This window comes from Altererythrobacter epoxidivorans (assembly GCF_001281485.1).
In the GTDB taxonomy this organism is placed as follows: domain Bacteria; phylum Pseudomonadota; class Alphaproteobacteria; order Sphingomonadales; family Sphingomonadaceae; genus Erythrobacter; species Erythrobacter epoxidivorans.
Genome location: NZ_CP012669.1, coordinates 1,797,129 through 1,814,629 on the forward strand (window position 1 = coordinate 1,797,129; position 17,501 = coordinate 1,814,629).

The 17,501-nt window shown below is 63.6% G+C and carries 16 protein-coding genes; all 16 read right to left on the bottom strand.

Going from position 1 to position 17,501, the window contains the following annotated elements; translation table 11 throughout:
• Positions 1-58 precede the first annotated feature (58 nt).
• On the bottom strand, positions 59-1,351 hold the full coding sequence (ftsA, locus tag AMC99_RS09080) for a cell division protein FtsA (RefSeq protein ID WP_061925741.1): 1,293 nt from the start codon (positions 1,349-1,351) through the stop codon (positions 59-61).
• Positions 1,351-2,253, bottom strand: a complete 903-nt coding sequence (locus tag AMC99_RS09085) for a cell division protein FtsQ/DivIB (protein WP_061925744.1) — start codon at positions 2,251-2,253, stop codon at positions 1,351-1,353. Before AMC99_RS09085 ends, ftsA begins: the two co-directional genes overlap by 1 nt.
• A complete protein-coding gene (locus tag AMC99_RS09090) occupies positions 2,240-3,226 on the bottom strand; it encodes a D-alanine--D-alanine ligase (RefSeq protein ID WP_061925746.1) in 987 nt (328 codons plus the stop codon). The genes AMC99_RS09085 and AMC99_RS09090 overlap by 14 nt, the downstream gene beginning before the upstream one ends.
• Positions 3,216-3,443: a hypothetical protein gene (locus AMC99_RS09095; RefSeq protein ID WP_061925749.1), complete on the bottom strand. Its 228-nt coding sequence runs from the start codon at positions 3,441-3,443 to the stop codon at positions 3,216-3,218. Before AMC99_RS09095 ends, AMC99_RS09090 begins: the two co-directional genes overlap by 11 nt.
• Entirely contained in the window at positions 3,440-4,330 is an 891-nt protein-coding gene (gene murB / locus AMC99_RS09100; RefSeq protein ID WP_061927871.1) for a UDP-N-acetylmuramate dehydrogenase, read from the bottom strand. Before murB ends, AMC99_RS09095 begins: the two co-directional genes overlap by 4 nt.
• Before the next feature lie 77 nt (positions 4,331-4,407).
• Positions 4,408-5,841, bottom strand: coding sequence for a UDP-N-acetylmuramate--L-alanine ligase (gene murC / locus AMC99_RS09105; protein WP_061925751.1), 1,434 nt, complete (start codon positions 5,839-5,841; stop codon positions 4,408-4,410).
• A complete protein-coding gene (murG, locus tag AMC99_RS09110; protein WP_061925755.1) occupies positions 5,838-7,061 on the bottom strand; it encodes an undecaprenyldiphospho-muramoylpentapeptide beta-N-acetylglucosaminyltransferase in 1,224 nt (407 codons plus the stop codon). The genes murC and murG overlap by 4 nt, the downstream gene beginning before the upstream one ends.
• Positions 7,058-8,284, bottom strand: coding sequence for an FtsW/RodA/SpoVE family cell cycle protein (locus AMC99_RS09115; RefSeq protein ID WP_083440128.1), 1,227 nt, complete (start codon positions 8,282-8,284; stop codon positions 7,058-7,060). The genes murG and AMC99_RS09115 overlap by 4 nt, the downstream gene beginning before the upstream one ends.
• Positions 8,281-9,624 carry a UDP-N-acetylmuramoyl-L-alanine--D-glutamate ligase gene (gene murD / locus AMC99_RS09120; protein ID WP_061925758.1) on the bottom strand — a complete coding sequence of 448 codons (1,344 nt, stop codon included), beginning with the start codon at positions 9,622-9,624 and terminating at the stop codon, positions 8,281-8,283. Before murD ends, AMC99_RS09115 begins: the two co-directional genes overlap by 4 nt.
• A gap of 8 nt (positions 9,625-9,632) precedes the next feature.
• On the bottom strand, positions 9,633-10,703 hold the full coding sequence (mraY, locus tag AMC99_RS09125) for a phospho-N-acetylmuramoyl-pentapeptide-transferase (protein ID WP_061925761.1): 1,071 nt from the start codon (positions 10,701-10,703) through the stop codon (positions 9,633-9,635).
• Between the two features lie 16 nt (positions 10,704-10,719).
• On the bottom strand, positions 10,720-12,174 hold the full coding sequence (locus AMC99_RS09130; protein WP_157058293.1) for a UDP-N-acetylmuramoyl-tripeptide--D-alanyl-D-alanine ligase: 1,455 nt from the start codon (positions 12,172-12,174) through the stop codon (positions 10,720-10,722).
• Positions 12,174-13,661 (bottom strand): UDP-N-acetylmuramoyl-L-alanyl-D-glutamate--2,6-diaminopimelate ligase, encoded by a 1,488-nt coding sequence (locus tag AMC99_RS09135; protein ID WP_061925767.1) that lies wholly within the window; start codon positions 13,659-13,661, stop codon positions 12,174-12,176. Before AMC99_RS09135 ends, AMC99_RS09130 begins: the two co-directional genes overlap by 1 nt.
• Positions 13,658-15,379 carry a peptidoglycan D,D-transpeptidase FtsI family protein gene (locus tag AMC99_RS09140; RefSeq protein WP_061925770.1) on the bottom strand — a complete coding sequence of 574 codons (1,722 nt, stop codon included), beginning with the start codon at positions 15,377-15,379 and terminating at the stop codon, positions 13,658-13,660. The genes AMC99_RS09135 and AMC99_RS09140 overlap by 4 nt, the downstream gene beginning before the upstream one ends.
• Positions 15,376-15,909, bottom strand: coding sequence for a hypothetical protein (locus AMC99_RS09145; RefSeq protein ID WP_061925773.1), 534 nt, complete (start codon positions 15,907-15,909; stop codon positions 15,376-15,378). The genes AMC99_RS09140 and AMC99_RS09145 overlap by 4 nt, the downstream gene beginning before the upstream one ends.
• On the bottom strand, positions 15,906-16,850 hold the full coding sequence (rsmH, locus tag AMC99_RS09150; RefSeq protein WP_061925776.1) for a 16S rRNA (cytosine(1402)-N(4))-methyltransferase RsmH: 945 nt from the start codon (positions 16,848-16,850) through the stop codon (positions 15,906-15,908). The genes AMC99_RS09145 and rsmH overlap by 4 nt, the downstream gene beginning before the upstream one ends.
• Positions 16,847-17,290 (bottom strand): division/cell wall cluster transcriptional repressor MraZ, encoded by a 444-nt coding sequence (locus AMC99_RS09155; RefSeq protein WP_083440221.1) that lies wholly within the window; start codon positions 17,288-17,290, stop codon positions 16,847-16,849. The genes rsmH and AMC99_RS09155 overlap by 4 nt, the downstream gene beginning before the upstream one ends.
• Between the last annotated feature and the right edge of the window lie 211 nt (positions 17,291-17,501).

Genomic DNA, 17,501 nt, shown 5'->3' on the forward strand with positions numbered 1-17,501 from the left:
AGTGGTTAAAACGACAAGACTCCAGTGTTTGCGTGCGATCCCGGTTCCGTCTGTTTTATCAAAAATATTCCCTGAGCGCCCGGAAAAGGCGCGTTACCGTTTCCGAACCGCCGTAACGGGTCGATACCTGCTTGCGCGCTCCGACCGAACGAATGTCGATCGGATCGTCGATGGCATAGAGGCAAAGACCGGCCAAAGTCGAAAAACCCGGGGTCGAATGCGCTTCGGGAAGCCCCTTGAGCGCTGGCGGCTTGCCGATCCGGACCGGCATGCCGAGCGCGCCTTGCGCGAATTCGGCCAGACCGGCGAGTTCGGCACCGCCGCCGGTGAGCACGACCTGCCCCCCGCGCGAGCCTGAAAAGCCCATCGATTTGAGAGCGCGCCCGACCTCTGTCGTCAGGTGCGAAAGGTTTTGCGTGACGATTGATACGAGTTCCGAACGCGGAATGCGGTTGCGATCGTCTGCACCGCGCGCGACCGGGCCAACCTGGTCGTCACCCGGACCGTTCACCGGTATCATCTCGCGGTGATCGGTCGGGCTGGCAATGGCCGAACCGGACACGCATTTAAGCCGTTCGGCCTGGAAACGGCGAATGCCGAAAGCAGAGGCGATGGCATCGGTGATGTCGGTCGAACCGAAAGGTAGCGCCGTCAGCCCCAGCAGCATTCCGCCTGCGAAGACCGAAACATTGGTCACTTCGCCGCCGATCTCGACCAGCGCCACGCCCAGCTCGCGTTCTTCGTCCGAGAGGCAGGCATAGCCTGCAGCGAGCGGAGCGGCCACGACCGCTTCGACCTCCAGATGCGCATTCTGCACCGCTTCGGTCAGGTTGCGGACCGGCGCACCATCGGCCAGCATCACGTGGACATCCACGCCAAGCCGTTCGGCATGCAGTCCCTTGGGATTGGCGACGCCGTGCGCGCCATCGAGCGTGTAATGGGCAGGCTGGGCATGCAGCACCATGCGCCCGTCGGGCCGGATGGTATCGCGCGCCGCAACCAGCAGTTGCTCGATATCCTCTTCCTCGATCCGGCGACCGCCGATCTCGATTTCGACCTTGGAAACCTGGCTGCCCAGACCCGCGCCCGAACATCCGACCCAGACGCTCTGGATCGATGTACCGGCATTCTTTTCCGCGCGCTCCACAGCATCGCGAATGGCATAGGTCGCCGCCGCCATGTCGGTGATATAGCCGCGCTTGATCCCCTGCCCGGCGCGGTGCCCGCTACCCAGCACCTGCAATTCGCCATCCTCGCCCACGCCCATGATCATGGCGGAAATGCGGAACGAGCCGATGTTGACGGCGCCAAATACCTTGTTGATGCGATTGTTGCCCTTGGGCGGTGCCATCAGTTTGTCCCTTCCCCCAGCACCTGGTCTGCACGACCGGGAATACGCATGTAGATGCGCGGCGGTGCACGCATGTCGAAAGTCGCGACCTTGCCGCCGAGCAGGCGATTCTGTCCGTCGAGCCGCGCGAAATTGATCAGCGCCGATGCTGCTGCATCCTCGCCCTGCGGAAGGGCGAGTTTCTGCCCCGTCCTGAAGGTGAGGTTCCAGCGCCGGTTCCCGATCCATTCAGCCTCGCGGACCTGCGGGCGAAGAGCGGGCGCAGCTTCCAGCAGCTCATCGAGGTCGGGGACCTGGCGGTTGGCACCCGGCCCGCTGATGACCAGCATGTCCTTGGCGCTGGCGCGGGAAACAGGCTCCAGCTCTGCGCCGGTCGCATCGATCAGCATCAGGCGATCGGGTTTCTGGAGTACGGCGTGCGGCTCGCGCTCGACGATATCGATGGCGAGCGTTTCGGGAAGCTGCCGCGACACGCGCGCATCCTCTACCCAGGCAAGCTGCAGCAGGTCTTCGCGCAAGTTTTCGAGCTCGACCTGCGGCATGGGCATGTCGCGCTGCGACAGGACCTTCTCGTAAACGCGCTGCGCATTCATCCGCTCGACGCCGGTTACGCGGACATGGCGCACTTCGAACCCGGCATCGGACGCAAGCCCTGCAATCTGCGCCTGCGCCATGGCCGGCAACCCTGCGAGGCTGGCGATGAACCATGCGAGCGCCACCGCACCGCCGAGGATTACGGCAAGGAAAATGCGGTGCATCTGTTCATCCGTGAACGGCAGCAATGCCATTGCACCGTCGAGAAAACCGCTGGTCTTCGCCTTCGCCTTGCGCGCGGTCGTGGCACGGCTGTTGGCGCGTGCAGCGCGCCTTACCCCTTTGCCGCCGCGCTTAATCGTCGCCATCGCCGCCTCCCGATGGTGTGTCGGCGTGGACGCGCATTGCTTCTGCGACGATCGCTTCGACGATATCGGCATAATCCATGTCGATCAGCCGCGCCTGTTCGGGCACCAGGCTGAGAGGGGTCATGCCCGGCTGCGTATTGGTTTCAAGGACGAACAGGCCATCCTCGCCAAGTTCGTCGTCCCAGCGGAAATCGGTGCGGCTCACCCCGTGACAGCCGAGCAGCTTGTGTGCTTTCACCGCATATTCGCGGCACAGGGCGGCGATGTTTTCAGGGATCTGCGCGGGGCAGATGTGGGTCGTCATCCCGTCGGTATACTTGTGGTCGAAATCGTAGAATCCGGTTTCGATGACGAGTTCGGTAACGCCCAACGCGCGCGGCCCTTCGGGCCCGTCGAGCACGGCCGTCGTCAGTTCGCGACCCTTGATGAAAGGTTCGGCGAGCAACTGCTTGAAGTCCTGCCACGGACCCTTCGCATCGCGTGCGATCGGATTGCCGTAATTGCTGTCGTCGGTGACGATCGCGACGCCGACAGAAGACCCTTCGTTGACCGGCTTCAGGACGTAAGGGCGCGGCAGGGGATCGCGGTCGAACAGGTCGACACACTGGACGATGCGTCCACCCGGCATGGGGACGCCGTGCGGGACGAGCGCCTGCTTCGTCAGTTCCTTGTCGATGGCAATGACCGAAGTCGCTAGGCCCGAATGAGTATAGGGCACACCCATCAGGTCGAGCATTCCCTGCACCGTGCCATCTTCGCCCGGGACGCCATGGAGCGCGTTGAACACGACGTCGGGCGCAACCTCGGCGATGCGCTGCGCGACCTTGCGGTCCATATCGATCCGCGTGACCTTGTGGCCGCGGCTCTCGAGAGCATCGGCAACGCCATTGCCGCTCATCAGGGAGACGGGGCGTTCGTTGGCCCAACCACCCATCAGCACTGCTACGTGGAGTTTGGGAAGGTTAGAAGCCATCTAGGGCGATCCTTGAACGTATGCCGAAGCGAATGAGCAGCGCGGCTAACAGACAGGCTGCGTAGTTGGTCGCAACCATCGCGACATGGACCATGCCGCGCGATTGCGCCGTGACGAAATCGAAATTCTCCAAGTGCGAATAGATCGAGGCGAGCACGATCATCACAGCGAGCAGCGAGCCTGCAAGAAAGGCGGCGAAGGCAGCGCTCCCGCTCATGGCCTTCCCACCCGCTGGATTTCCCATTCGAGCGTCACGCCCGAGTTCTCATAGACGCGGCGGCGCACTTCCTCGCCCAGCCCCTCGATATCTGCGCTGGTCGCATCGCCCGTATTGATCAGGAAATTGGTGTGCTTCTCGCTCACCTGCGCGCCGCCCATGGTCAGGCCGCGGCATCCAGCTGCATCCACCAGTTGCCAGGCCTTCTGCCCTTCGGGGTTCTTGAAGGTCGAACCGCCGGTCTTGGTGCGGAGCGGCTGCGATTCCTCGCGTGCCTGAGCGATGCGATCCATTTCCGCACCTATTTCCTTGGGATCGCCCGGTTCGCCCTGGAAACGGGCGGTCACGACTACCGCGCCTTCGGGCAGAGCGGAATGGCGGTACGAGTATTCGAGATCTGCGGCAGGCAGTGTGATGAACTCGCCATTCGGCATCAGCACGTCGCAATCGATCAGCACGTCGCTGACTTCGCGGCCATAGGCGCCGCCGTTCATGCGAACGAATCCGCCGACCGTACCAGGGATGCCGCGCAGGAACTCAAGCCCAGCAATCGCTGCGTCCCGGGCGGTGGAAGAAACCAGGATCCCGCTAGCACCGCCGCCGCATTCGAGCCGGCAGTCGCCGAGGTTCTTGACGGTGGAGAACGCCTTGCCCAGCCGGATGACGACGCCGGGCACACCGCCATCGCGGATGATCATGTTCGAACCCAGGCCCAATCCCATGATCGGCGTGCCTTCGTCCAGCCGCTCTACAAAGGCGCAAAGGTCGTCGAGGTCGGCCGGTTCGAACAGCCAGTCGGCATTGCCGCCGGTCTTGAACCAGACGAGCTTCGCCAAGGGGGCGTCGCGCGTCAGCTTGCCGCGGATGCCATCCATCGACACGAGCATGTCGCCCGCGCCATCGACCGCACAGGTCGGCGCCTCTCCGCTATCGGTGAACCAGAAATTGTCGGGCTGCGTCATCGTCATGCGGTTCGCTTTTCCGCAATCGCATCGGCGAGGCCAGCCGCCCAGCGGGTGATATCCCCTGCGCCGAGGCAGACGACGATATCGCCTGCGGCAAGCGTTTCGGCAAGTTCGCCAGCGAGTTCGTCGCGATCGGCGACGGTCGCTGCAGAACGGTGTCCGCGCGACTTGAGACCAGCCACCAGCGCATTGGCGTCGACACCCTCGATCGGGTCCTCACCGGCAGTATAGACGGGTGTGACATAGACCTGGTCCGCTTCATTGAAGCAGGACTGGAAGTCATCCATAAGGTCGCGCAGGCGGGTGAAGCGGTGCGGCTGTGCAACTGCGATCACGCGCCCTTCGCCGCCGGCGCTGGCAGCTTCGCGGGCCGCCGCGAGCACGGCGCGGATTTCGACCGGGTGATGGGCGTAATCATCGATGATCGCCGCAGCGCCGGTCGCAAACGGCACAGTGCCGACGCGCGAGAAGCGGCGGCGGACCCCGCCGAACTGGCCGAAGCCATCGCGGATAACATCATCGCCGCAGCCCATTTCTATCGAGACAGCAATCGCTGCGAGTGCGTTCTGGACGTTGTGCCTGCCCGGCATGGGCAGCTTCACGCCTTCGATCCGGCGATCCTCTTCCCCGCGCTGGCGAATGATGACGTCGAAGATATTGCCGCCTGCATCGGGCCGCACGTTGACACCGCAAATGTCCGCCTGCAGCGAAAAGCCATAGGTGATCACGCGGCGGTCGCGCACCTGACCGACAACGGCCTGAACTTCAGGATGGTCGATGCACAGCACTGCCGCGCCATAGAACGGCACGTTATGGATGAATTCGACGAAGGCGCGTTTCACCCCTTCGAAATCGCCATAATGGTCGAGATGCTCGGGATCGATATTGGTGACGACCGCAATCGTCCCGTCGAGCCGCAGGAAACTTCCGTCGCTCTCGTCGGCTTCCACCACCATCCAATCGCTGTCACCGAGGCGGGCGTTGGAGCCGTACTGTTCGATGATACCGCCATTGATGACAGTGGGATCGATCGAACCTGCATCGAGCAGAGCAGCAATCATGCTGGTGGTCGTCGTCTTGCCATGCGTGCCTGCCACCGCGACAGTCGACTTGAGGCGCATGAGTTCGGCGAGCATTTCGGCGCGGCGGACGACCGGGATGCGGTTTTCCAGCGCATGGGCGACTTCGGGATTGGTCCGTTTGACCGCAGTCGAGGTCACGACGACAGCCGCCCCTTCGACGTTTTCCTTCTCGTGTCCGATCCTGACCGAAATGCCCTGCGAACGCAGCCGCTCTACCGTCGGGCTTTCGGCCATGTCGCTACCCTGCACGGTGTAGCCGAGGTTGTTCATGACCTCCGCAATGCCGGACATCCCGATCCCGCCGATGCCGACGAAATGGATGATACCGATATCGGTAGGAACGCCCCTCATTCTGAAATCTCCGTGTGGCTTTCACAGCCTGCGCCCTGCCCGGCCGGCACGCCCTGGCTGGCGCCGCGTGCATTGTTCGCGCCGATGCGGATCACATCCATCATCTCGGCACCGCCAAAACTTTCGACGAGTTCGGCGAGCTTCTTCGCTGCGTCGGGACGGCCACAGTTCCACGCAGCATGCGCAGCGTTCGAAAGGCTGCCCGGGTTCTGGGCCATCGCCTGGATCTGCTTGGCAAGTTCCTTGGGCGTGAAACGATCCTGCCGGATCATGCGTGCGCCGCCTGCCTTGACCACTTCGCGCGTATTCGCGGCCTGGTGATCGTCGGTCGCAATCGGCAGCGGGACGAGGATGGCCGGGCGGCCAACGGCAGTGAGTTCGGCGATGGTCGATGCCCCGGCACGCCCGATGAACAGGTGCGCATCGGCAAGGCGGGTTTCCATATCCTCGAAATAAGTTCCGAGTTCAGCCGGAATGTCGTGATTGCGATAGCGTTCGCGAACCCGGTCGAGATCCTCGGGCCGGCATTGCTGGGTGACCTGCAGGCGCTGGCGCAGCGCAGGCTGGAGCATGGCGAGGCCGTCGGGGACGACTTCGGACAGAACGCTGGCACCCTGGCTACCGCCCGTCACGAGCACGCGCAGGATGCCATCTTCGGTAAACGGCGGGAAATCCTCGTCGCGCAAGGTAAGCACCTCTGCCCGGACGGGGTTTCCGACCAGGTCCACCTTGATGCGTTGCTTTTCCTTCAGGCGCGCTACGTCGGGATAGCTGGTCGCGATGGCCTGGACCTTGCCCGCCATCAACCGGTTCACCCGGCCCAGAACCGCGTTCTGTTCGTGCACCACTGTCGGAATTTCCGCCGAGGTCGAGGCAAGCATTGCCGGAAGCGCGGGATAGCCGCCGAAGCCGACGACCGCGGAAGGCTGGAAGGTTTCGAACAGCCGCAGCGCCATTGAACGGCCTTCGAGCACTGCGCGGATACCGCCGATCCAGTGAAGCGGGTTCTTGCCGAAGCGGCCAGCTGGCAGGACATGGGCAGGCAGGAAGTCCGGCTTGCCCGGAATATTCGCCCCGCGTTCGTCGGTAATCAGCGCGACGTGGTGTCCGCGCCGCTCAAGCTCTGTCGCGAGCGCAAAGGCCGGGATCAGGTGTCCGCCCGTACCGCCCGCTGCAAGAACATAGTGCCGGCCTGCGCGGCTTTGAACATCGCCGCTCATGCAGCTTCCTCCTTCTGCCCCAGCATCTCGAACAGGCCGGGGGTTTCCCGCTGCAGGTAGGGGTTGCGACGCGTTATCGCCAGCAGCAGCCCCACGGTGAGTGCAACGGCGATGGTGGAGGAGCCGCCATAGCTCACCAGCGGCAAGGTCATGCCCTTCGACGGGAAAAGCTGAAGGTTGACGAGAATATTGATGAATGCCTGACCGCCGATTTGCGTGATCAGTCCTGCGCCTGCGAGCAGCACGAACAAATTATCCTCGTCAGCGAGGCGGACCAGAACGCGCAACAGGATCGCGAGGTAAAGCAGCACGACCAATGCGCAAATCAGCAGTCCGAATTCTTCGCCAATGACCGAGAAGATGTAGTCGGTGTGCGCTTCGGGCAGGTTCATCTTGCGGATGCCGAGCCACAGGCCCGTGCCGGTCCAACCGCCAGCGAGCAGCGTGCGTTCTGCGAGGTCGACCTGGTCGAAAGCGGTCCCACCGCCAAGGAAGCTGTCGATGCGATGCCGCGCGTTGTCATACAGGAAGTATGCCGCCGTCAGGCCGACAACGCCCACGCCGACGAGCGCACTGATCCGCTGGACCGATACGCCGGACAGCAGGATCAGCACGAACCAGACCCCGCCGAACAGCAGTGTATCGCCGAGGTTCGGCTGTATCATCAGCAGGGCGGCGACCAGCGCCATGACCCCGCTAGCCGCGCCAAGCACGGGCAGGTTCTGGTCGCGCAAGCGCCACGCCAAAATCCACGACAGCAGGATCGCGAAACCGGGCTTGAGAAATTCGGAAGGCTGGAAGCGCATGCCGAGATTGATCCAGCGCTTCGACCCGTTCACCTCTGTGCCAATAACCGGCACGAGGAACAGCGCGCCCAGCATCGCTGCCGCCAGCAGGATGCCCAACCTGCGGGCATTCTCGCGCGAGAGCATGGACGCAGCCAGCATCGTGCCGATGCCCAGCGTCTGCCAGACGAGGTGCTGCTTCAGGAACATGAATTCATCGAGCCTGACCGCCGAAGTCGACAGGCGTTCGGCGCTCGCCGGCGATGCAGCGGCCACGGCAGCCGTACCGATCGCCATCAGTATTCCGATCAACAGCAGCACGACCTTGTCGATTTCACGCCACCAGATCCGCAGCTCGTCCTTCCACGGACCGCGGACACGGTCCTGCGAAAGGCTGAAGCCCTTGCGATTGGGGATATAGGGGCGCGGCGAACTCATGCCTCGTCTCCCTTGCCCAGGGCTGCCTGAACTCCGGCTGGCGCATCCACCAGCGCGGCGACGACTTGCGCGAAATATTCGCCGCGTTTTTCGTAGTCGCGGAACTGGTCGAAGCTGGCGCAGGCAGGCGAAAGCAGCACGACATCGCCGGGCTGCGCCGCCTCCATCGCATCCTTCACCGCTTCGCACAGCAGTTCGGACCGCGTCACTTTCATGCGCGGTTCGAGCAATTCGGCAAAACGCGGACCCGCTTCGCCGATAGTATAGGCAGCAGCGACATTGCCGAGGTGCTGTTCGCACGGGCCGAGCCCGTCTTCCTTAGGCAATCCGCCGACGATCCAGTGGATGCGCGGGCGGCCGTTCTCGGGCGGATAGGCGGCCAGGGCAGGCGCAGTGCTGTCTGTGTTGGTCGCCTTGCTGTCGTTGACGAACAGCACGCCGTTGTGTGTGGCGACACGCTCCATCCGGTGCGGAAGACCGGCGAAGGACTGGAATGCGTCTTCGATGACTGCCCGATCGACGCCAAGAGCCTGGCAAACGGCAGCCGCAGCCCCTGCATTCTGGGCATTGTGCGGACCTTGCAGCGTCGGCGCGGTGGTCACGAGCGGTTCTGCAAACTGCGGCGGACGATTTTCATCACGCAATGTGTCGGCAATGGCGGCGGTAAAGTCATCTTCACCCGCAAAGACTTTCGCATGCTCTTCCGACTGCATGTCGAACAGCCGCGCCTTGCTCATCGCATATTTCTCGAAACTGCCGTCGTAGCGGTCGAGATGGTCGGGCGTGATGTTGAGCAGCACCGCGACGTCGCAATCGAGGCTTAAGGTCAGGTCGATCTGGTAGCTCGACAGCTCGAGCACATAGACGCCGCCTGCCGGAAGTGGCGGCTGGCCCAGGATCGGCAGGCCGATGTTCCCGCCCATCGTGGTCGGCACGCCAGCCTCTTTCAGAATATGATGAACCAGCGCGGTCGTCGTGCTCTTGCCGTTGGTGCCGGTGATGCCGACAACCTTGTGAGAAGGGAGCGAAGGCCGCGCGAGAGCGAACAGTTCGATGTCGCCGATCACCGGCACGCCGAATTTCGCTGCATGGGCGCTGATCGGATGCGTGTTGAGCGGCACGCCCGGGGAAACCACGACACCGTCGAAACCCGTCAGGTCGCTTTCGAGCGGATCGGCGAGCGTCACCCGCCCTTCGAACGGCGCGCGGGCATTGTCCTGCCGGTCCCATGCAACGACGCTGGCACCGCTGGCCAGCAATGCTTCGACCGTTGCCGCGCCGGATCGCGCGAGCCCGAGGACCGCGTACTTCTTTCCGGCGAAGGCGGTAGAGGTGATCACCTGTCAGATCACCTCAGTTTCAGTGTGGCGAGGCCGATCAGAGCCAGGACGATGGAGATGATCCAGAACCGGATGACGACCTTGCTTTCGCTCCACCCCATCTGCTCGAAATGGTGGTGGATAGGCGCCATGCGGAAGATGCGCTTGCCGGTCCGCTTGAACCAGAAGACCTGGATGATGACGCTTGCGGTTTCGGCCACGAACAGCCCGCCGACGATCAGCAGAACGATTTCGTGATGGCTCGCAACGGCGACTGCACCGAGTGCGCCGCCCAGCGCGAGGCTGCCGGTATCGCCCATGAAGACCGCTGCCGGCGGGGCGTTGAACCACAGGAAGGCGAGCCCCCCGCCCATGATGGCAGCACAGAAGATCGCGAGTTCACCGGCACCCGGAACATGCGGAATGCCGAGATAGCTCGAAAAGTCGGCACGGCCAGCGAGGTAGGAAATGATCGCGAAAGTGCCCGCAGCGATAATCACCGGCATGATCGCCAACCCGTCCAGCCCGTCGGTCAGGTTTACCGCATTGCCGAACCCGACGATCAGCGTGGCGGCGAACAGGTAATAGAACGGGCCCAGCGGTATCGCGCGGTCGGATACGAACGGGACGTAGAGATAGGTGTTGATCTGGCCGACGATGATCCATGCAGCAACGCCAGCCACGGCGAATTCCAGCAGCAGGCGGACCTTGCCCGAAACGCCCTTGTGGCTCGCCTTGGTCACCTTGTCGTAATCGTCGAGGAAACCGATGATGCCAAAGCCGACCGTCACGGCGAGGCACGCCCAGACGAACGGATTCTTCAAGTCCATCCACAACAGCAGAGAGAACGAGAGGGCAATCAGGATCATCAGCCCGCCCATCGTGGGCGTACCGCGTTTGGCCAGATGCGATTGGGGGCCGTCCTCGCGGATCGGCTGCCCCTTGCCCTGGCGCACACGCAACAGATTGATGAAACGCGGTCCGATGATGAGGCCGAAGATCAGCGCTGTCATCAACGTCGCGCCAGCGCGAAAGGTCTGGTAGCGTATTAGGTTGAAAACGCCTTCAAAACCCAGCCACTCGGCGATCAGATAAAGCATTCAGTCGTCCCGGCCGTTATCCGTCACGGCCTGAAAAGTGTGCCACCAGCCTGCCCAGGCCGATGGAGTTGGAGCCTTTGACGAGAATGGCATCGCCGGACGCAATGCCAAAATCGTCAAGCGCAGCAATCGCCTGCTCAGGTGTATCGCAATGGGCGAAGCTACCCGGGTTGCCAAGCAATATGCCGCCCTGTTTCCCCAGTTCCCGTGCCAGGCTCCGCATCTCTTCGCCAACCATGATGACATGGTCGATCTTTGCATCGACCAGAGGCTCGATCAGCTGGGCATGGAAACTGGGTGCGAAATCGCCCAGTTCCTTCATGCTGCCGAGCACGGCAATGCGGCGCATCGCGGGCGTCTGGCCCAGCTGGCGCAAGGTGGCCCGCATGCTGGCAGGATTGGCATTGTAGCTTTCGTCGATCAGCAGCGCCTTGCCGCCGGGTGCCGGAATGCTGTGGCGCGCCCCGCGCCCCTTCAGCCCGCCCATTTCGGCAAGTGCCAGGCCGGCAGAACCGAGATCGCCGCCTGCCGCGCGAACGGCTGCCATCACGGCCAGCGAATTGGTGATCCAGTGTTCGCCCGGCTCTGCCACCGAATAGCACAGGCGCGTATCGCCAAGATCAGCCGTGACGAGCGAGCCGCCATTGGCCGAAGGGATCGCATCGAGCAGACGCACGTCGGCGAATTCTGCACGACCGAAGGAAACGGTCGTGGCATTGTGCCGTTCTGCCGCTTCCTTCAGCCGGGCGTAATGGGGGCTGTCTGCAGGGATGATCGCGACACCGCCGGGCTCTAGCCCCCCGAAAATTTCCGCCTTTGCATCGGCGATGGCCTCTTCACTGCCCAGGTTCTCGATATGGGCAGGCGCGATCGTGGTGATGACCGCGACATTGGGCCGGACATGCTTCGTCAGCACGTCGATCTCGCCAGCATGGTTCATGCCCATTTCGAACACGCCGAACTTGGAACGTGCGGGCATGCGTGCCAGCGTCAAGGGGACGCCGACATGGTTGTTGTAGCTGCGGATACTGCGATGGGTCGCGCCCCGGCTCGACCGGTCGAGCGCGGCAAAGATCGCTTCCTTCACACCGGTTTTGCCGACCGATCCCGTCACCCCGATGCGGACGGCAGAGGCGCGCTCGCGTGCGGCGTGGGCAAGGGCATGGAGCGCCTTGGTCGTGTCTTCGACGAGGATGTGCGGGAAATCCACCGGCCGATCGACGATTGCAGCGACCGCACCGTTTTCGAATGCCTTTGCGATGAACTTGTGGCCATCCATCGCTTCGCCTTTCAGCGCGACGAACAGATCACCCCCGCGCACATCGCGCGAATCCATTTCGACACCGGAAACCTGGAAATCGTGGCTGGCCGTGCCGCCGGTTGCAGCTGCGATTTCTCGCGCGCTCCACAGCACCAGCGGCAGGCTGTCGCGCGCATCGACCGGCCACGCCTTCAGGGCAGCATGCGCCATCACGCCTGCACCCCTTGTGCAGCGCACTGGCGCGCCACTTCAACATCGTCGAACGGCAAGACCCGCATGTTTTCTCCCGACCCGATTATCTGACCTTGTTCGTGTCCCTTGCCCGCAACAAGCACGATGTCGTGCGGGCCTGCCTCCGAAATCGCTGCCGCGATTGCGGCGCGCCTGTCACCGATATCGCGGGCGTTTTCACCCGCTCCTGCGAGGACCTGTGCGCGGATCGCGGCAGGATCCTCTCCACGGGGATTGTCGTCCGTGACGATCACCACATCCGAATGTTCGGATGCCGCCCTGCCCATGGGTTCGCGCTTGCCCTGGTCGCGGTCGCCGCCCGCACCGAATACGGTGATCAGCCTGCCTCCGCGTTCGGTTTCGACATGGGGCCGCAGCGCCGCAATCGCCGCTTCGAGCGCGTCCGGCGTGTGGGCATAGTCGATGTAGATCGGGGCGCCGCTGGCGCTGATCGCGGCCCGCTCAAGTCGGCCGCGCACCGGTTGCAGCCTGCCCACTGCATCGAACACCTGCGATGCGGACTTGCCCGTCGCCATGGCGAGCCCCGCGGAAACCAGCGCGTTTGCGACTTGGTAGGCACCGATCAGCGGCAGCCGTAGCTTGCGTGTTTCGCCTTCGAACTCGATTTCGAGATCCTGGCCCAATTGCGTCGGTGTACGGGCGGCGAGGCGGATGTATTCGCCCCGCTCGCCCACCGTGAGCACGCGCAGCGCCCGCTTTTGCGCATGCTCGATGGCGCGGCGAGTCCACTCGCTATTTTCCTCGCCATGCCAGATGATTGCGGTTCCGCCGTCGTCGACGACCTCGTCGAAAAGGCGCATCTTGGCCGCGAAGTAATCCTCCATATCCTTGTGGTAATCGAGGTGGTCGCGGCTGAAGTTCGTGAAAGCGGCAGCGCGGACGGGGACGCCTTCGTTGCGATATTGCGAAAGTCCGTGGCTCGACGCTTCATAGGCAACATGGCTGACGCCTTCGCGCGCAAGTCCGCTCATGTTCGACAGGAAGGTCACGATGTCTGGCGTGGTAAGGCCGGTCGACACGCTTTCGTCGGGGGTCGTCACACCGAGCGTGCCGATACTGGCCGCGCGTTCGCCGCACATCCGCCAGATCTGCCGGGTCATTTCCACTGTCGAGGTCTTGCCGTTGGTGCCGGTGACCGCGACGATGCATTCGGGAACGGGGGTAAAGAACTTGGCCGCGAGCCGGGCGAATGCGCGGCGCGGTTCGTCCTCTGCAATATGGATCGCGCCTTCGACACTGGCTTCCGGGCGGGCGACTACGGCTACGGCGCCAGCCTCGATCGCAGCGGGAATGAAATCCTCGGCGTTGAAACGCGCACCGCGGAAGGCGCCGAAAACGGTTCCGGGCGCAATCTTGCGGTGGTCGATCGCAAAGCCGGTTACTTCGGCATCGCTTCCTGACGGCAATGAAATCGCAGCCTGATCTGCCAGTACGCCAAGCTTCACTTGCGCGCCTCCGGGATCAGGGGTTTCAGGTCCGAAATATCGACATCGCGCGTGTTATCCGGCCGGACACCCAGGATCGGCCCGATGCGGGGCACGAGGCGCCCGACGATCGGAGCCGCGTTCCATGCTGCCGTACGCTGGAAAGAGCTGGCCACGGTTCCGCGCGGTTCGTCGAGCATGGCGATGACGACATAGCGCGGGCGGTCCATCGGGAATGCCGCAGCAAAGGTCGAGACCAGCGAGCTCTTCTTGTAACCGTTTGCGCCCGGCTTTTCCGCCGAACCCGTCTTGCCGCCGACCCTGTAGCCCGGAGCATTAGCGTTGCGACCGGTGCCATAGACGGCGATCATGCGGAGCAGCTGGCGCATGCGCGAAGAGGTCGAAGCCTTGAACACGCGGCGACCGCGCGGGGCCTTGCCCGGCTCGATCTTGTGCATCGTCGCCGGACGCCAGATCCCGCCATTGACCATCGCAGCATAGGCGCTGGCGAGGTGGAGCGGCGTGACGGCAATACCGTGACCATAGCTGACCGTCATGTTGCGCAAGCGCGGCCAGTCTTCACCCGGCCAGATCGGAAATCCGCGGGCGGGCAGTTCGATGTAAGGGCGCTCGTTCATCCCCAGGTCGATCATCGTCTGGCGCAGGCGCTCTGGGCCCAGCTCGTCGGCGACACGGGCAGTGACGGTATTGGACGAGTGGATCAGCGCTTCGGGCACATTCAGGCTCGAGCCCATGAAGTGGCTGTCCTTGATGCTGAAACGCCCGACCTTGACCGGTTCCGCATTCCAGCGCTTGCTGAAATCGCGCACGACACCGGCATCGATCGCGGCCGCGACAGACAGCGGCTTGAAGGTGGAACCTAGTTCGTAAACCTGGTTCGTCACCCGGTTGAACATGTATTTCTCGCCCTGCTCGTCGATCCGGTTGGGGTCGAATTCGGGCAGGGATGCGAGCGCAAGGACTTCTCCGGTGTCGACGTCGAGGACGATACCGGCAGCGCCCATTGCGCTGACCGCCAGCATGCCGCGGCGAAGTTCGTCTTCGAGGGCACCCTGCACGCGCACGTCGATCGAAAGCGGTATGCTGTCGCCGCGCAGCGCCGGATCGTTCAGCTGCTTGTCCAGCACCTGTTCCATGCCCACACGGCCGTGTCCGTCAGCAGCAACATAGCCGAGCACGTGTGCACCCATCGAACCTTGCGGATAATGGCGATCGGTCTCGCGCGGCATTTCGAGCGCGAGTTCGCCGATTTCCTGCACCCGGTTCGCTTCTTCGGGAAGCACGCGGCGGCGGATATAGCCCGCGCGGCCCGATGCGAGGCGCGAGGCAAGTTCAGCCTCGTCGAGCGAAGGGAAGATGGAAACGAGTTCGCTTGCGACCTGTTGCGGCGATTTTACCAGCGGCGTGCCTTCATCGCCCAAAGCCTTGGGATTGTACCACAGCGCATAGGCGGGAAAGGCGCGGGCCAGCGGCTGGCCGTTGCGGTCGGTAATTTCGCCGCGCGGCGGCAGCAGCGCGTCTTCGAGCGACGTGCGTGACGGGGCGCGGTCGGCGAAACCGAGATAGAAGATGCGCATGATCGCGACCAGAGCGACAAGTGCGAAAACCAGCGCGACCCACAGGGCGCGCCAGCGCGCCATGGTCAGCGACTGGCGCCGGAAAGTTACCAGTTGAACCCTGCCAGCCTGGATTGCCGCGCTGGCCGTCAAGGCATTCATTCGCGGACCTCTGCGGCGAGGACCGTGCGGGCATTGGCGGTTCCGACCGGGGTCGCTTCGGACAGCAGGTCGGCAAAGGCACCGGCAAAGCCCTGACCTTCCTCTACCTGGCGGGCGACGGCCAATTCGACCGGCTTGCCGGTGACCGGCGAAACCATGCGTGGTGCATCGCTATCGGCACTTGCGAGCTCTGCACGGGCGACGCGGATCGGTGTCGGCGCACCCGGACCGCGCGGCGAACCGAGGCTGGCGAGTTGGCGTTCGTTTTCGAGATACTGGTCGGCACGCGGAGCTTCGTATCCGAACTCGACAGCGTTCCAGTTGGCGAGCTGGCGCTGGCTGGCACGGGCCTGGAATTCGGTTTCGAGCTCGAGTGTCTCGCGCTTCAGCGCGATGATCTCACGCTCGGCAAGCTGCACCTCGCTCTTCACCGCATGGACCCGGAAGCTGAGCGCCAGGAACAGGCCGAAACACGCCATCAGCGCAGCGGCCCAGCCGATCTGGCGAAGACGACTACCCGAAATGATCATGCCGCCTCCTTCCGTGCGGGCGCTGCGGTGCGCACTGCGTGGCGCAGCGTCGAGGAACGCGCGCGCGGGTTGCGATCGATTTCCGCCTGCGAGGGGCGAATGGCTTTCGAGACATGCTCGAACGCGGCCGGATCGGTTTCGACCTGCGGCATGTGGCGCGATCCGCCACCCCGCTGCGAGGCATCGCGCAGGAAACGCTTCACGATCCGGTCTTCGAGGCTGTGGAAGCTGACGACAGCAAGACGTCCGCCGGCACGCAGCATCTGTTCGGCGGCAGAAAGGCCGGTGCGCAGTTCGCCCAGCTCGTCATTCACATGGATGCGGATCGCCTGGAAGCTGCGGGTCGCCGGATCTTTCTTGTCGGTCGGCTTGTGACCCAGCGCCTTGCGCACCACGCGGGCAAGGTCGCCGGTCGTTTCGAGCGGACGAGCGGCGACGATAGCGCGCGCGACGCGGCGCGACTGGCGTTCCTCGCCATATTCGTAGAGCACATCGGCGATTTCGTCGGCATCGGCGCTGTTCACGAAATCGGCAGCCGTCATGCCCTCGCCGCTCATGCGCATGTCGAGCGGACCATCGGCAGAAAATGCGAAACCGCGTTCGGCCTGGTCGAGCTGCATCGAGCTGACGCCAATGTCCATCGCAACGCCATCGACCTGTGCAACACCTGCCTCGGCAAGCGAGTCGACCATTTCCGAAAAACGCCGCGGATGGAGCACAAGGCGCGGAGGGGTGGAACGCGCCTCTGTCCATCCGCGGCCTTCGGCGATCGCGGATGGGTCGCGATCGAAGGCGTGAACGGTTGCGCCGCGGTCGAGCAGCGCGCGGGTATAGCCGCCGGCACCGAAAGTGGCGTCGACGATGACGTCGCCCGGTTTGGGATCGAGCGCCTGGATGACTTCATCGAGCAGGACAGGAATATGGGGTGCGTCGCCGGTCACTTGGACGCTCCCTTCTTCTGGCCCTTGGCATTGGCTTCCGCGACGAGGTTGGCGCAGGCGGCCTGCGCGCTTTCCCAGTCCTTGCCCATGGCTTCCAGCTCGGCCGGGTTCCAGATCGTGAAGAAGCGTCCGGCGCCTTGGAAATAGAGTCCGTCCTCGACATTGGCGAGCGAGCGGAGATGGTCGGGCATGATGAAACGGCCGCTGTCGTCGAAGGGGATTTCGACGAAACCGAACAGCTGCATCGCGCGCATGTCGCGGTCGAAATCCAGCTGCATGCGGATGGCGCGCTCTTCCTCGCGGTCGAGCTGCGCGTCGAGTTCGCTCTTGCGGGACAGGCCGAAGCCGACGAGGCAGTTCCAGCGTTCGTGCTTGGCAAGGCAGAGGACGCGGCCGTCGGAGCTTTCCTTCACGGCCTTGCGGAACAGGGGAGGCAGCACAAAGCGGCTCTTATCGCCTGCAGGCGAATAAGCTTGTCCGCTGTACCCTCCGAAAGACACTTCCCCGGTCTCCACCCCGTACCGGCCCCTGGCCGGAATTTCCCCTGTCGCAGACATGACTTCCCCGCGGCCGCCAGCGCACAAGGGCGGGCAGCGCACCCAGCTTTCGCTTGGACACCACGACAAACTTCATGTCCGATGGAGAGCCGTC